We start from the raw sequence: 15,154 nt of genomic DNA, 5'->3' as shown, positions 1-15,154 counted from the left end.
CGGCCAGGGCCGCGGCGGCCACGGCGGTGACGCCGCCGCCGACAAAGCTTTCGCTCCAGCCGATGCCGGATTTGTCGAGGGCGCGGATGGCGAGTGCGCGCACGCCGCAGGGCGGCGCCAGCATCGCCAAAGGCAGTGTCGCGCCGCGGCGCCAGGCAAGCCGCTTGGCGGCGAACCAGCCGAACTCATCTTCCGTCAGCTTCTCGCCGCCGCGGCGGCTGCCTTCCTGCCGCACCAGCACGGCGTCGAGTTCGCCGGCATCGTAGGCGTCCAGCATCTGGCGCGAAAAGCCGATCGTCACGGACAGCGCCAGTTGCGATGACATTGCGTGCAGCCGCTCGAGCAAGGGCACGAGTTCCGGACCCGCGGCATGATCGGAAATCCCGAGCGACAATTGCTGGCGCGCGGGCTTGTCGCCCGACAGCGCGCGGTCATGCGCTTCGATCAGCGCGCGGGCGTGGGGCAGGAAGGCGGCGCCGTCTTCGGTCAGCGTCACCGCGCGCGGCGAGCGCTCGACCAGCCGCTTGCCGACCACGCTCTCCAGCCGCTGCAGTTTCATGCTGATCGCGGCCTGTGTGGTGCCGAGCGCCTCGGCGGCGCGGGTGAAGCCTTGCAGTTCTGCGACCAGCAGGAACGCCCGCACCGTGTCGATATCCAGCGTGCTCATGTCATCATCAACAATTGTTATCACTGTTATGAATGAAGATAAGATACCAAAATGATGGCCGCTGGTCTAGCTATTGGGTCAGGCGCGATGGACGCGCGCAAATGCCCAGAGGAGAACGACCATGCCGCTCATTACCGTCACCTATTCCAGCGCCCGCAAGGCGCCGTCGCTGAAGGCAGAGATTGCCTCCGCCGTCAGCGATCTCACCGCGCGAATCCTGCGCAAGGACCCCAAGGTCACCGCCGTCATCGTGAAGTCGGTCGATGCCGCCGACTGGTTCGCCGGCGGAAAGTCGCTCGCCGAGCAGAGCCTCGCCAGCTTCTGGCTCGACGTGCATGTCAGCGAAGGCACCAACACCAAGGACGAGAAGGCGGCCTATCTCGCGGCGCTGTTCCAGCGCATGGGCGAGTTGCTCGGGCCGCTGCATGAAGAGAGCTACGCCCATGTCGACGAAGTGAAGGGCGATGCTTACGGCTTCGGCGGGCTGACGCAGGAGCGCCGCTATATCGCGGGCAAGCTGGAGGTCGCGCCGCGAAAGGTGGCGGCATGAACCTCATCGGTAACTCACGCCCTGAGTACGGTGACGACCGCCGCAGTGGCCGCGACTAGCAAGAGGGCAATCACGGTGGCGCGCCAAACCAGTTGTTGGCGCGCCGCTCGGCGATCCTGGAACGCCAGCCAATCCCGGACGAAACCGGCGGGAACGTCCTGCACGACGTTGCGGCGATTGGGATGCCGCATTTCGTGATCGACGAACATGGCCCGGACGTTTGCCACGCCCAGATGGTCCAGTTCGGAACTCCAGTGCAGGGCGTTTGCGTTGTTGGTCCACCGGTTCTCGAAGGGAAGTCTCTGCGATGTCATCGCGACCTCCTCTAAACACCACGCCTGCCTCTCGATATGTGGCACCGATCGCCGTAGCGGAAGACCTTGCGCCGGTGCGGCAACGTCCAAATCGCGGACGAACAAACATCGCCCGCGATTTGAATCCGCTGGGTTAGCGAACGTCAGCCCGCAGCCCGGAACTGAACTTCGCCGCTGTTCAGGAAGCACGTCTTGTCGAACAGCTTCAAATCCAGCGGGTTCGGCAGCCGGACATCCCTGAGATCGGGACACGACCTCGCCGCCGGATCGTATGAGCGGTCGATCTGGGAGATAAAGACGACGATCAGGCCCTGGTCGCGCGCGAATGATTTCAGCGAGCGGACCTGAATCACCAGGTCCGCATTTTCACGGCGCTGATCAAGGAGTTGCAGATAGTCGACGACCACGAGCGTCCCGCGCGGCGCACCGGCCATCCGCTTCACGATGTAATCGGCGCTGATGGCGTCGGAACAATCGAACTCGAACAACCGATCGAACTGCGCCGGCTCCACGCCGATTGCTCGGAAGTGGTCGAGCATATCCTTCTCGGTATATTCCAGCGAGAAGAATGCCCCTCGACGGCCTGACTTCATGGCTTCCACGGCGAGTTGGAGGCTCATCAGGGTTTTGCCGTGGCCCGGACGGGCACCCACCAGCACCAGATCGCCAAGTCTGAGCCGGGTGAATAGTTTGCCGGCTGGCGTCACGGCAGCCGCCCTGGCGGCGAGTAGACTCCAGCTGTTGAAGCCTTCGGCCACCGCAATACGGTCAAGCGCTTCGTGGAGTGGAACACCTTGCTTGCGGGAAAGAAGCTTCGCCTTCCGCTTCAGATGATAGATTGGCGCAGACAATTTCATCGAGAGAACCTCCCATTGCGAGCAATGATCGCAACCCCTCCTTATGCCTGGCGCTCGAACAGTCGGCCCAACAAGTGATTCGCCCGGCATGACGTTTACTTTCCCGATGGAGGGGGGAGGCGTGGGCGACACCGGAATCAAGCATAGCGCAAGCCTCGCTTGCGGAGAACAAGCGAGGCTGACTGCCAACAGGAAAGCGCTGGTCCTGATCAGGCTGAGCAGGCCGCGGGGGTGCGCACCGTAGGGTTACACCGTCGCTTCGGGCAGGCGTACGCCGGTCGCGCCGAACACGTCCTCGAATGCGCGCCGCAGTGCGACGTCGACATCTTCCATCGTCACGGGCAGGCCGAGGTCGACCAGCGAGGTGACGCCGTAACGCGGATCGACAACGCCGCAGGGCACGATCGCGGAAAAATGCGACAGGTTCGGTTCGACATTGATGGCGATGCCGTGGAACGACACCCAGCGCCGCAGCCGCACGCCGATCGCCGCGATCTTGTCCTCGTAGCCTGCGCCCTTGTCGGGCCGCCTGACCCAGACGCCGACGCGATCCTCGCGGCGCTCGCCACGGACGTTGAAGGCGTCGAGCGTACGGATGATCCATTCTTCGAGGCCGGCCACATAGGCCCGCACGTCCGGCCGGCGCCGCTTGAGGTCGAGCATCACATAGGCCACCCGCTGGCCGGGTCCATGATAGGTGACTTGTCCGCCGCGGCCGGTGGTGAACAGGGGGAATCGTGGGTCGAGCAGGTCGGCTTGTTTGCCGCTGGTGCCCGAGGTGTAGAGCGGGGGATGCTCCAAGAGCCAGATCAGTTCGGCCGCTCTGCCGTCGGCGATGGCGGCCGCGCGGGCCTCCATCTCGGTCACGGAATCGGGGTAGGGCACCGGTTCCGCCGCAATCCGCCATTCGACCTCGGCGCCGCCTTTGGCATGCGCGAATATCGTCAAATCAAGGCTTTGGCGGTCATTAACCATTGGCTAACCATAACGTGGTCAGGTGGGAACCACACCCATTTAGTCCCCCTTTGGCGGTTCAGAAGTGGCCACCCTCGATAAAGTCAGCGTCGATCTCATGGTGGTGCTTGGCACCACGACCATGCCCATCCACCAGGTGATGCGGCTTTCCCGCGGCGCCATCATCGAATTGGACGCCACCGAGCAGGACGAGGTCAAGATCCTCGCCAACAACCTGCCAGTAGCCTCCGGCGTGGTGCTGGTGGACCGCAACCGTATCGCGGTCGAAGTCAAGCAAATGCTGCCGAAATCCCCTGATGTCAGGTAGTTATCGGGGCACAAAACTTCCTTGTCCCTGCATCCCTGATTTGTTACATCGGCGCCGTTGATCCGGCGGGCTGCAATCCTTCCAGCCGGTATCCCAAGCGCTCGTGGCGGAATTGGTAGACGCGCTGCCTTGAGGTGGCAGTGAGTAACATCGTGGGGGTTCGAGTCCCTCCGAGCGCACCAATGGGCGTAAGCCATTGATACAAAAAGAATTTCGGCGTCAGCCATCCCCGCATTGTTACTCGCCGCTTGACCCGTTAGCTGCCCCGGCGTGTGCGCAGCTTGCGGAAATCGTCGTCGGCGTGGTGTGAAGATCGCGTCAACGGCGTAGCCGATACGAGCAAGAATCCCTTGGCATAAGCGACCTTCTCATAGGTCCCGAATTCGTCAGGCGACACGAAGCTGATGACCGCGTGATGCTTGCGTGTGGGCTGGAGGTACTGTCCTATGGTCAGGAAATCGACGTCGGCGGAACGCAAATCGTCCATCAATTGCAGCACTTCGTTCCGGTCCTCGCCGAGGCCGACCATGATGCCGGACTTGGTGAAGATCTCCGCATCGAATTCCTTCACGCGCTGCATCAGCCGGACCGAATGGAAATAGCGCGCGCCGGGCCGCACCGTCAGATACTTTGACGGCACAGTCTCCAGATTATGGTTGAACACGTCGGGTTTCGCCGCGACGACCGTTTCGAGCGCGCCCGCCTTGCGCAGAAAGTCCGGGGTCAGGATCTCGATCGTCGTACCCGGGCTCGCGAGACGGATCGCGGCGATGGTGGCAGCGAAATGCGCGGCGCCTCCGTCGGCAAGGTCGTCGCGATCCACGGATGTAACGACCACGTGCTCGAGACCGAGCTTGGCGACCGCGTCGGCGACCTTGGCCGGCTCATCGGCGTCGAGCGGACCGGGGAGGCCGGTGCGCACGTTGCAGAACGCGCAGGCGCGTGTGCAGGTATCGCCCATGATCATGAAGGTCGCGTGCTTCTTGCTCCAGCACTCGCCGATGTTGGGGCAACTTGCTTCCTCGCAAACGGTCACGAGCTTGTTCTCGCGCACGATGCGCTTCGTCTCGGCCCATGCGGCTGAGCCCGGCGCCTTCACGCGGATCCATGCAGGCTTGCTCTGTATGGGCGTGTCGGGACGATTGATCTTTTCGGGGTGACGCGGCGCGTCGGGCCGCCTCTTCGGTCGCGGATCGTTGTTGAGGAGATCAAGTACAACGGTCATTTGGTCGACCCTCATGGTGTGCGAGCGCCGAAGAATCCAACGCTGTGAACCATCGCACGGATGCGCTCGCGCTGCCGCACGCGACGAAAATGCAGGAACGTTTTCGGTCGCAGACATTCGCTATCCGAACGAAGTTCGTCAACTCGATTGTCACCTCCACGCTTGTCGACCATTGCGCTCGGCTTTCGAGGTCGAATGACGGCAACTTGCGCAGCGCTCCGGGCGTGCCCGCCGACCGATCCGATCTTTCGGGCGGAACCGGCGGCTCGTTTCCGGCGCGTCAGACAGATTCCGGCCGATCATCGCGGCGGCCTCGACGGGGTGTCGGGCAATCCCAAGCAAAATGAATGGCATGCGAGCGATTGGCCGGCCTTTCCGCGGTCTGGCACGAATGCTGCTTAGATGTCTCCAAAGAAGAAGCAGCTCAAAAAGAGCAGCTCTCATAAACAGCGTGAGGGGACGTTCAGATGCCAGCCAGCATTCAGTCTTTGATCTAACGCGACAGGCGATACCGCCTGCGTGGCATTGCGCGCTTCCGCTTGAAGGCGGGACGCAATGAACGATGACGCCTGCTTGGCATGCAAGGGAGAGAGTAATGACAGTCGCGGACGCGCACGATCTGGATCCGCAGGAAACCCGGGAGTGGCTGGATGCCCTGTCGGCGATCCGAGGTCACCGTGGCAATGAGCGGGCCGAATTCGTCGTCAATACGATGGTTGACGCTGCGCGCAGCGGCGGCCTCAGCATCCAGCAGACGTTGACGACACCCTATTGCAACACGATTCCGCTGGATCAGCAGCCCGCGCTGCCGGGCGACCGCGCTATCGAGCACAAGCTGCGTTCGATCATCCGATGGAATGCCCTTGCGATCGTGCTTCGCGCCAACAAGGAGAGTTCGGAGCTCGGTGGCCATATCGCGAGCTTCCAATCGGCTGCCACACTCTACGACATCGGCTACGGCCATTTCTGGCATGCGCCAACGGACAGCCATGGCGGCGATCTGATCTTCGTGCAGGGGCATTGCTCACCCGGCATCTATGCGCGCGCCTTTCTCGAGGGACGGTTCAGCGAGGAGCAGCTCCTCAGCTTTAGGCAGGAGACCGGCGGCGCGGGGCTATCGAGCTATCCGCATCCCTGGCTGATGCCGGACTTCTGGCAGTTCCCGACGGTGTCGATGGGGTTGGGCCCGCTGATGGCGATCTATCAGGCGCGGTTCCTGAAGTACCTCCAGAACCACAAGCTGGCCGAAACAGCCAATCGCAAGGTCTGGGCCTTCATGGGAGACGGCGAGACGGATGAGCCGGAGTCGCTTGGCGCGATTTCGCTCGCCGGTCGCGAGAACCTCGACAACCTGATCTTCGTCATCAACTGCAACCTTCAGCGGCTCGACGGGCCGGTCCGCGGCAACGGCAAGATCGTTCAGGAGCTCGAAAGCGTTTTCCGCGGCGCCGGCTGGAACGTCATCAAGGTGTTGTGGGGCTCAGGCTGGGATCGCCTGCTTGAGAAAGACAAGAGCGGGTTGCTGCTCAAGCGCATGGAGGAATGCGTCGACGGCGAGTACCAGGACTTCAAGAGCAAGAGCGGCGCCTATATCCGCGAGCACTTCTTCGGCAAGTACGATGAACTAAAGCAACTTGTCGCCGACATGAGCGACGACGAGATATGGAAGCTCGCACGCGGCGGCCACGACCCGGAGAAGGTCTTTGCGGCCTATACGGCGGCCGTGAACCATAAGGGGCAGCCGACGGTCATCCTGCCGAAGACCGTCAAGGGCTACGGCATGGGCGAGTCTGGCGAAGGACAGATGATCGCGCACCAGGCCAAGAAGATGACGCAGGATGCGCTGCGCGGCTTTCGCGATCGCTTTCAGGTTCCGGTCGCCGACGAAGACCTTGCGAAGGTCCCGTTCATTCGTTTGCCGGACGACAGCCCGGAGATGAAGTACTTCCGGGCGCAGCGCGAAAAGCTCGGCGGTAGCCTGCCACAGCGCCGGCGCAAGTCCGCCTCCCTGCAAATTCCGCCGCTGTCGACGTTCCAGCGGCTGCTCGACGCCACCGGCGACCGCGAAATCTCGACCACGATGGCGTTCGTGCAGATGCTCGGCACTCTCGTGCGCGACAAGGCGATCGGCAAACACATCGTGCCGATAGTGCCGGACGAATCCCGTACCTTCGGCATGGAAGGCATGTTCCGGCAGCTCGGCATTTATTCGTCCGTTGGTCAGCTCTATCGTCCGCAGGACGCCGATCAACTCATGTACTACCGCGAGGACAAGAGCGGGCAGGTGCTGCAGGAGGGCATCAACGAAGGCGGCGCGATGTCGAGCTGGATTGTGGCTGCGACGTCCTACAGCACGAACAACGTGCCGATGATTCCGTTCTACATCTACTACTCGATGTTCGGCCTGCAGCGCGTCGGCGATCTCGCCTGGCTCGCGGGTGACATGCGCGCGCGAGGCTTCCTGCTCGGCGGCACCGCCGGCCGCACCACGCTCAATGGCGAAGGATTGCAGCATGAGGACGGCCACAGCCACGTGCTGGCCGGCACTATTCCGAACTGCGTGTCCTACGATCCGACCTTTGCGTATGAAGTCGTGACCATCGTTCGCGAAGGCATGCGCCGCATGTACGAGGCGCAGGAGGATGTCTACTACTACATCACCCTGATGAACGAGAATTATCAGCATCCTTCCCTCGCCGAGGCGGGCAAGGGAGCGGAGGAGGGAATTCTCAAGGGACTTTATCTGCTGAAGAATGGCGGTGAGATACCGAAGAAGGGCCTTCGCGTCCAGCTCGTCGGCTCGGGCACGATCCTGCGTGAAGTGATCGCAGCCGCCGAGCTGCTCAAGGCGGATTTCGGCGTGACCGCAGACGTGTGGAGCGCGACGAGTTTCAACGAACTGCGTCGCGATGGCATGGCGGCGGAGCGCTGGAACCTGCTGCATCCAACCGAGCCGCGTCGCAAGAGCTGGGTTGAAGCGCAGCTCGAAGGGCATCCGGGCCCGGTCGTGGCGTCGACCGACTACATGCGCAACTACGCCGACCAGATCCGCGAATACGTGCAGGCGGCTGGGCGTCGTTATGTCGTGCTCGGCACGGACGGTTTCGGCCGCAGCGACTATCGCGTGAAGCTGCGGAAGTTCTTCGAGGTCGACCGGCACTACGTCGCCATCGCTGCGCTGAAGGCGCTTGCCGACGATGGCGCGATCAAACCGGCCATCGTCGCCGAGGCCATCGCGAAGTACCAAATCGACGCCGGGCGCGCCGCGCCCTGGACCGTGTAAGGCAGCGGAGCCGAGGACAGAGCGATGAGTGGTCTGATCGACATCAAGGTTCCTGACATCGGTGACTTCAAGGACGTCCCGGTCATCGAGATCTTCGTCAAGCCGGGCGACAAGGTGAAGGCCGAGGACGCGCTGGTTGCGCTGGAGTCCGACAAGGCGACCATGGAGGTGCCGTCGCCGCGCGAGGGCGTCGTGAAATCGGTGGTCGTCAAGGTCGGCGACAAGGTAAGCGAAGGCGCCGTGATCGTGCAGTTCGAGGGCGCGGGCGCCGAACAGGCCGACGCACGTCCGGTTGTCAGCGCTCCGCCGTCGCCTGTCAGTGCCCCCGCCGGCGTTGCCGAAGTCCGCGTCCCCGATATCGGCGACTTCAAGGACGTTCCGGTCATCGAGATATTCGTAAAGCCCGGCGACAGCGTGAAGGCTGAGGATCCGCTCATCGCACTTGAATCGGACAAGGCGACGATGGAAGTGCCGGCCCCTCTCGCGGGCGTCGTGCGCCAGATCAAGGTCAAGACCGGCGACAAGGTCAGCGAGGGATCGATCATCCTGTCGCTTGCAACCGGAGCATCACCTGTGCAGGCCGACGTTTCTCCCGCGTCACCGCCTGCGGTCTCGCCGGCCACCGCTGCCGCAGCGGCGGTGGTCGGCGCCTTTGACGAAAAGAGCTTTGCGCTTGCCTATGCAAGCCCCGCCGTACGCAAGCTGGCGCGCGAACTGAGCGCCGATCTCGGCAAGATCAGGGGATCAGGCAATCATGGCCGTATTCTGCGCGAAGACGTCGAGGCCTTCATCAAGGGCGGTGCGGAGCCTGCCAAGCCGCAGGCAGCGGCTCCAGGCGGAAGCGGCGTCGGCGGCATCGACCTTCTGCCCTGGCCGAAGGTCGACTTCGCAAAATTCGGGCCGGTCGAGCGCAAGGAACTCGGCCGTATCAAGAAGATTTCCGCCGCCAATTTGCACCGTAACTGGGTCGTCATCCCGCACGTCACAACCCACGATGAAGCTGACATTACCGATCTGGAGCAGTTCCGGGTCCAGATGAACAAGGAGCTGGAGAAGAGCGGCGTGAAGCTCTCGCTGCTGCCGTTCATGGTCAAAGCTGCGGTCGCGACGCTGCAGAAATTCCCGGAGTTCAATGCCAGCCTCGACGGCGACACGCTGGTCTACAAGAACTACTGGCACATCGGCTTTGCCGCTGATACGCCGAATGGTCTCATGGTGCCCGTCATCCGCGATGCCGACAAGAAATCGGTGCCGGAAATCGCCAAGGAGATGAATGCGCTCGCCCAGCTCGCGCGCGAGGGCAAGATCAAGCCCGACCAGATGCAGGGTGGGACTTTCTCGATCTCCTCGCTCGGCGGCATCGGCGGCATCTATTTCACGCCGATCATCAACGCGCCCGAAGTCGCGATCATGGGCGTCTGCAAGGGTTTTTGGAAGCAGCACTCGCCCGATGGAAAAACGGCAAGCTGGCGGCTGACGCTGCCGCTGTCGCTGTCCTGGGATCACCGCGTCATCGATGGCGCGGCGGCAGCGCGCTTCAACGTCTACTTCGCCAACGTGCTCGCCGATCTGCGGCGCGTGCTGTTCTGAGATTGGGGAGCGCAGCATGGCTCAGATCGAAGTGAAGGTTCCTGATATCGGCGACTTCAAGGACGTCGCTGTCATCGAGGTCATGGTGAAGCCGGGCGAGACCGTCGCGGTCGACACCAGCCTCATCATGGTCGAGTCCGACAAGGCGTCGATGGAGATTCCATCGTCGCATGCCGGCGTCGTCAAGGAAGTAAAGGTCAACACGGGCGACAAGGTAAGTGAAGGCTCGATGATCCTTGTGCTGGAGGCGGAGAGTGCGGCGGTCGCGCCGAAACCCGCGCCAGCGTCGCAGCCGGCGGCGACCGCCAGCCCGCCGCCGGCCGCACCTTCCGCGGCGTCCTATTCCGGCAAGGCCGATATCGAATGCGACATACTGGTGCTGGGCGCCGGTCCGGGCGGCTACTCGGCCGCCTTCCGCGCCGCCGATCTCGGCATGAAGACGGTGCTGGTCGAGCGCTACAATACGCTCGGCGGCGTGTGTCTCAATGTCGGCTGTATCCCGAGCAAGGCGCTGCTGCATATGGCGTCGGTGGTCGACGAGGTGAGGCATCTGCCCGACCATGGAATTTCCTTTGGAGCGCCGCAGATCGATCTTGGCAAGCTGCGCGCGTTCAAGGACGGCGTGATCAAGAAGCTGACGGGTGGCCTCGCCGGCATGGCGAAAGCCCGCAAGGTCGAGGTCGTGACCGGCGTCGGGGCCTTCCTCGACCCGTATCATCTCGAGGTCGTCTCCGAGGCTGGCGGCAAGAAAACGGTCAAGTTCGCCAAGGCCATCATCGCTGCCGGCAGCCAGGCCGTGAAATTGCCGTTCCTGCCCAACGATCCGCGCATCGTCGATTCGACGGGCGCGCTGCAGCTCAAGTCGATTCCCAAGCGCATGCTGGTGATCGGTGGCGGCATCATCGGGCTTGAAATGGCGACGGTCTATTCGACGCTCGGCGCGCGCATCGACGTTGTCGAAATGCTCGATGGCCTGATGCAGGGCGCCGACCGTGACCTGGTCAAGGTCTGGGAGAAGATGAATGCGGGCCGTTTCGACAAGGTCATGTTGAAGACCAAGACGGTTGGCGCGAAAGCGACTGAAGCCGGGATCGAGGTGAGCTTCGAGGGCGAACAGGCACCCGCCGGACCGCAGGTCTATGATCTCGTTCTGGTGTCGGTCGGCCGCAGCCCGAATGGCAAGAAGATCAGCGCTGAGAAGGCCGGAGTCGCCGTGACCGAGCGGGGTTTCATCGACGTCGACAAGCAGATGCGTACCAACGTGGCGCACATTTTTGCGATCGGCGACATCGTTGGCCAGCCGATGCTGGCGCACAAGGCCGTGCATGAAGCTCATGTCGCTGCCGAAGTCGCGCACGGCGAGAAGTCGTATTTCGATGCCCGGCAGATCCCTTCCGTCGCCTACACCGATCCCGAGGTTGCCTGGGCCGGCAAGACCGAGGACCAGTGCAAGGCCGAGGGGATCAAGTTCGGCAAAGCGGTCTTCCCTTGGGCGGCTTCCGGCCGCGCCATCGCCAACGGTCGCGACGAGGGCTTCACAAAACTGCTGTTCGACACGGAGACGCACCGCGTCATCGGTGGCGGTATCGTCGGCACTCATGCGGGCGATCTGATCAGCGAGATCTGCCTTGCGGTCGAGATGGGGTGCGTGCCGGCGGATATCGGCAAGACCATTCATCCGCACCCGACGCTGGGAGAGTCCATCGGCATGGCAGCTGAGGTGTTCGAGGGGCATTGCACTGACCTTCCGCCGCAGAAGAAGAAGTGACGGCGAAGAGCGAAGGAGACAGTCATGGTTTCAGGAGCATGGCGAATTCTGATCCTTCTCGCATTTGTTCTGCTGCCGGCCAGGATGGCGTCGGCGGGGGAGCCGCATTGGCCCCAGGCTCTCACTCTCGGCACCGCATCGGAAGGCGGCACCTATTATGCCTATGGCGAAGGGCTGGCTCGATTGCTCACGCGAGAACTCGGCATCCCGGTGGTGGCGCGACCGACCGGCGGCCCGATCGACAACATCAAGCTGCTCGAGAGCGGTGAAATTCAGCTGGCCTTTGTCACTCAAGGCGTGGCGTTGCAAGCGTGGAACGCCAGCGCTGCCTGGACCGATGGGCGGCAATACCGAAGCATGCGCGCCATGTTCGCGATGTATGATACGCCGTTTCAGTTTCAGGTGCTCAGTGACTCGCCGATTCAATCGTTTGCCGATTTCGCCGGCAAACGTATCGGTGTCGGGCCCGAGGGCGGCACCACCGCCACCTACTTTCCCGAGTTCCTCAAGGCGCTGAAGATTGAGGCCACCCTGGTTCAAGGCGATTGGGCGGTGCTCGAGGAGAAGTCGTTGGCACGAAGCATCGATGCGCTCGCGGTCGGCGCCGGCGTGCCGGTTCCGTTCCTCATCGACATCGAGCGAAAGGCGAAGGTGCGCTACCTTCCTCTCACGCGGCAGGAGATCGCAACGGTGCGCCTGGCGATGCCGGAACTCTCCGCATCTGTTGTCGCGGCTGGTACGTATCCTACCTTGCGGCGCCGCTACGACACGGTCGGCCTGTTCAATTTTGCCGTTGCGCACAAAAACCTGCCGGACGATCTGGTCACGGCCATCGTCGACACGGTGTTCGCGAACAACGAGCGAATGGTCGAATTTCATCCGGCGGCCGCGGAAACAATCCCCTCGAACTTCACGCGCAACAATTTCATTCCGTTTCATGGCGGAGCGGTCAGTTGGTATCGCAGCAGGGTCACGCCTGGAGTCGTGCAATCGGACTGAGAAACAGCTTCCAGCGAAGGATTAGGATATGGCAACAGCAGTGGCAACGACAGGCGGTCACCATTCCGGAAAATGGTATCAGCACCTCTATGTGCAGGTCCTGGCTGCGATCACAGCCGGCATATTACTGGGGCATTTTTATCCTCAGGTCGGCGAGCAAATGAAGCCGCTCGGCGATGCGTTTATCAAATGCATCAAGATGATTATCGCGCCGATCATCTTCTTCACGGTCGTGCATGGCATTGCGAGCATGCGCGACATGAAGAAGGTCGGACGTGTTGGTCTGAAGGCATTGATCTATTTTGAAGTGCTGACGACGGCTGCACTGATCATCGGACTTATCGTCATCAACTTGTGGGATCCCGGCTCCCACATGCGCGTCGATCTGTCGACGGTTGACACAAAGTCGATCGCGGTCTTCACCGCAAAAGCGAAGGAGCAGGGCACGGTCCAGTTTCTGATGGACATCATCCCCTCGACAGTCGTCGGCGCTTTTGCCAATGGCGAAATCCTGCAGGTGCTGTTCTTCGCGATCCTGTTTGCATTCGGGTTGCAGGCTCTCGGTCAGCACGGTGAGGGCGTGCTGCGGCTGATCGACGTCGTGAGCCACGTGTTCTTCAAGATCGTTGGCTACATCATGAAAGTTGCGCCCATCGGAGCGTTCGGCGCAATGGCGTTCACGATCGGCAAGTACGGTGTTGCGACCCTGATTTCCCTGGGGAGCTTCATGTTGGCGTTTTACACAACATGCTTGTTGTTCATCTTCCTCGTGCTCGGCGGCGTTGCTGCGCTTTGCGGCTTTTCGATCTTCAAGTTCATCCGTTATATCAAGGAAGAACTCCTGATCGTGCTTGGCACTTCGTCGTCGGAATCAGTGCTGCCGCGCATGATCGCCAAGATGGAAAATCTTGGCTGCGAAAAGTCGGTCGTCGGTCTGGTCATTCCGACCGGCTATTCGTTCAACCTCGATGGCACCTGTATTTACCTGACAATGGCCGCGATCTTCCTGGCGCAGGCGACCGGTACGGAACTGACGATCTGGCAGGAGCTCGGCATCATTGGCGTTCTGCTCCTGACATCCAAGGGCGCCGCTGGTGTCACGGGATCCGGCTTCATCGTTCTGGCCGCCACGCTTGCATCCGTCGGGACGATTCCAGTCGCGAGCATCGCCTTGATCCTTGGCATCGACCGCTTCATGTCGGAGGCGCGCGCGCTCACCAACCTCATCGGAAATGGCGTTGCGACAGTCGTCGTCGCCAAATGGGAAGGGGCGCTCGATGAAAAAGTGCTCCATCAACGTCTAAACCAGGAGCGCGATGTCGAAGCTGATGATCCGGAGTCCGTAAAGATTGCGGATGACGAGAGCGAGGCAGGCGCGCCCCGGCCAGTCGTCGCTTGAGCTTTAAAACGGAAGCGCAGGGAACGCTAAACGAGGAGTTGATCATGACTGAAGTAGTAATTGTGTCTGCTGCCCGGACGCCGGTTGGCTCCTTCAATGGGGCGTTCGGAGCGCTGGCTGCCCACGAGCTTGGGGCGGCGGCGATCAGGGGCGCGCTCGAACGCGCCAAGGTCTCGCCCGCTGACGTCGATGAAGTTATCCTGGGACAGGTCTTGGCCGGCGGCGAGGGACAGAATCCCGCGCGGCAGGCCGCCATGGCAGCGGGTATTCCGCAAGAAAAGACGGCGTGGGGCATGAACCAGCTTTGCGGTTCGGGCCTGCGCTCGGTCGCTCTCGGCCTGCAGCAGATCGCCAATGGCGATGCCAAGGTCATCGTCGCCGGCGGCATGGAGTCCATGTCGATGGCGCCGCATCTGTCGCACATGCGCAACGGCACCAAGATGGGCGACACCAAGTTCATCGACTCCATGCTGAAGGATGGCCTGCTCGATGCGTTCCACGGCTATCACATGGGCGTCACGGCCGAGAACATCGCTGCCAAATGGCAGATCACCCGTGAGGAGCAGGATGCGTTCGCTACCAGCTCGCAGAACAAGGCCGAGGACGCGCAAAAGGCCGGCAGGTTCAAGGACGAGATCGTTCCCGTCACCGTCAAGACCCGAAAGGGCGACGTCATCGTCGAACAGGATGAATACATCCGGGCCGGCACGACGCTGGACGCGCTCGCGAAGCTGAAGCCCGCCTTCAACAAGGAAGGCTCGGTGACCGCCGGCAATGCCTCGGGTCTCAATGACGGCGCGGCTGCGCTGGTACTGATGAGCGCTGAAGAAGCCAAAAAGCGTGGGCTCACGCCGCTTGCGAAGATCGTCTCCTGGGCGACCGCGGGCGTGGATCCGGCGGTGATGGGGTCGGGGCCGATCCCAGCCTCCCGCAAGGCGCTCGAGAAGGCCGGATGGAAGGTTGGGGATCTCGACCTTGTCGAGGCCAACGAGGCCTTCGCGGCGCAGGCGATCGCCGTCAACAAGGACATGGGTTGGGATCCGTCGATCGTGAACGTGAATGGCGGCGCCATCGCCATAGGCCATCCGATCGGAGCCTCCGGCGCGCGCGTGCTGACGACGCTGCTGTTCGAGATGCAGAAGCGCGGCGCAAAGAAGGGTCTCGCCACATTGTGCATTGGCGGCGGCATGGGTGTCGCCCTGACGGTCGAGCGCTAACCG

General features: G+C 62.2%; 13 protein-coding genes and 1 tRNA gene. 9 read left to right on the top strand and 5 right to left on the bottom strand.

Annotated elements, in window-relative coordinates; genetic code table 11:
- On the bottom strand, positions 1–667 hold a 667-nt coding region (locus CQ14_RS20920), incomplete at its 3' end, for a LysR family transcriptional regulator (RefSeq protein ID WP_057859724.1).
- Between the two features lie 121 nt (positions 668–788).
- Here CQ14_RS20920 and CQ14_RS20915 point away from each other — a divergent pair.
- A complete protein-coding gene (locus CQ14_RS20915; RefSeq protein WP_057859723.1) occupies positions 789–1,217 on the top strand; it encodes a tautomerase family protein in 429 nt (142 codons plus the stop codon).
- Positions 1,218–1,231: 14 nt separating this feature from the next.
- Here CQ14_RS20915 and CQ14_RS20910 read toward each other — a convergent pair whose 3' ends face one another.
- The 3 genes from CQ14_RS20910 to lipB all read right to left on the bottom strand — a co-directional run bounded on the left by CQ14_RS20910 (position 1,232) and on the right by lipB (position 3,363).
- A complete protein-coding gene (locus CQ14_RS20910; protein ID WP_057859722.1) occupies positions 1,232–1,531 on the bottom strand; it encodes a hypothetical protein in 300 nt (99 codons plus the stop codon).
- A gap of 143 nt (positions 1,532–1,674) precedes the next feature.
- Positions 1,675–2,388 carry a DNA helicase gene (locus CQ14_RS20905; protein ID WP_057859721.1) on the bottom strand — a complete coding sequence of 238 codons (714 nt, stop codon included), beginning with the start codon at positions 2,386–2,388 and terminating at the stop codon, positions 1,675–1,677.
- A 246-nt stretch (positions 2,389–2,634) separates the two neighbouring features.
- Positions 2,635–3,363 (bottom strand): lipoyl(octanoyl) transferase LipB, encoded by a 729-nt coding sequence (gene lipB / locus CQ14_RS20900; protein WP_057859720.1) that lies wholly within the window; start codon positions 3,361–3,363, stop codon positions 2,635–2,637.
- Positions 3,364–3,427: 64 nt separating this feature from the next.
- On the opposite strand from lipB, the gene CQ14_RS20895 reads away from it, so the two are divergent.
- Both CQ14_RS20895 and CQ14_RS20890 read left to right on the top strand, forming a co-directional pair.
- The gene (locus tag CQ14_RS20895; RefSeq protein WP_057835618.1) at positions 3,428–3,670 is read left to right on the top strand and encodes a FliM/FliN family flagellar motor switch protein; all 243 of its coding nucleotides are present in this window, start codon (positions 3,428–3,430) and stop codon (positions 3,668–3,670) included.
- A 97-nt stretch (positions 3,671–3,767) separates the two neighbouring features.
- Positions 3,768–3,852: transfer RNA gene (locus CQ14_RS20890), tRNA-Leu, on the top strand.
- Positions 3,853–3,926: 74 nt separating this feature from the next.
- On the opposite strand, the gene lipA is transcribed toward CQ14_RS20890, so the two are convergent.
- Positions 3,927–4,895, bottom strand: coding sequence for a lipoyl synthase (lipA, locus tag CQ14_RS20885; protein ID WP_057859727.1), 969 nt, complete (start codon positions 4,893–4,895; stop codon positions 3,927–3,929).
- A 595-nt stretch (positions 4,896–5,490) separates the two neighbouring features.
- Here lipA and aceE point away from each other — a divergent pair.
- The 6 genes from aceE to CQ14_RS20850 are packed head-to-tail and all read left to right on the top strand — an operon-like array spanning position 5,491 to position 15,151.
- Positions 5,491–8,178 (top strand): pyruvate dehydrogenase (acetyl-transferring), homodimeric type, encoded by a 2,688-nt coding sequence (gene aceE / locus CQ14_RS20875; RefSeq protein ID WP_156435208.1) that lies wholly within the window; start codon positions 5,491–5,493, stop codon positions 8,176–8,178.
- Between the two features lie 24 nt (positions 8,179–8,202).
- Complete coding sequence (locus CQ14_RS20870) at positions 8,203–9,768, top strand: dihydrolipoyllysine-residue acetyltransferase (RefSeq protein WP_057859717.1); 1,566 nt, start codon at positions 8,203–8,205, stop codon at positions 9,766–9,768.
- Positions 9,769–9,784: 16 nt separating this feature from the next.
- Positions 9,785–11,536 carry a dihydrolipoyl dehydrogenase gene (gene lpdA / locus CQ14_RS20865; protein ID WP_057859716.1) on the top strand — a complete coding sequence of 584 codons (1,752 nt, stop codon included), beginning with the start codon at positions 9,785–9,787 and terminating at the stop codon, positions 11,534–11,536.
- 24 nt (positions 11,537–11,560) lie between these two features.
- Positions 11,561–12,535, top strand: coding sequence for a TAXI family TRAP transporter solute-binding subunit (locus tag CQ14_RS20860; RefSeq protein WP_057859715.1), 975 nt, complete (start codon positions 11,561–11,563; stop codon positions 12,533–12,535).
- A gap of 28 nt (positions 12,536–12,563) precedes the next feature.
- On the top strand, positions 12,564–13,934 hold the full coding sequence (locus tag CQ14_RS20855; protein WP_057859714.1) for a dicarboxylate/amino acid:cation symporter: 1,371 nt from the start codon (positions 12,564–12,566) through the stop codon (positions 13,932–13,934).
- A 44-nt stretch (positions 13,935–13,978) separates the two neighbouring features.
- Positions 13,979–15,151, top strand: a complete 1,173-nt coding sequence (locus CQ14_RS20850) for an acetyl-CoA C-acetyltransferase (protein ID WP_057859713.1) — start codon at positions 13,979–13,981, stop codon at positions 15,149–15,151.
- Positions 15,152–15,154 lie beyond the last annotated feature (3 nt).

Source organism: Bradyrhizobium lablabi (assembly GCF_001440475.1).
Classification (GTDB): domain Bacteria; phylum Pseudomonadota; class Alphaproteobacteria; order Rhizobiales; family Xanthobacteraceae; genus Bradyrhizobium; species Bradyrhizobium lablabi.
This window is presented reverse-complemented; position numbering and strand designations above follow the sequence as displayed.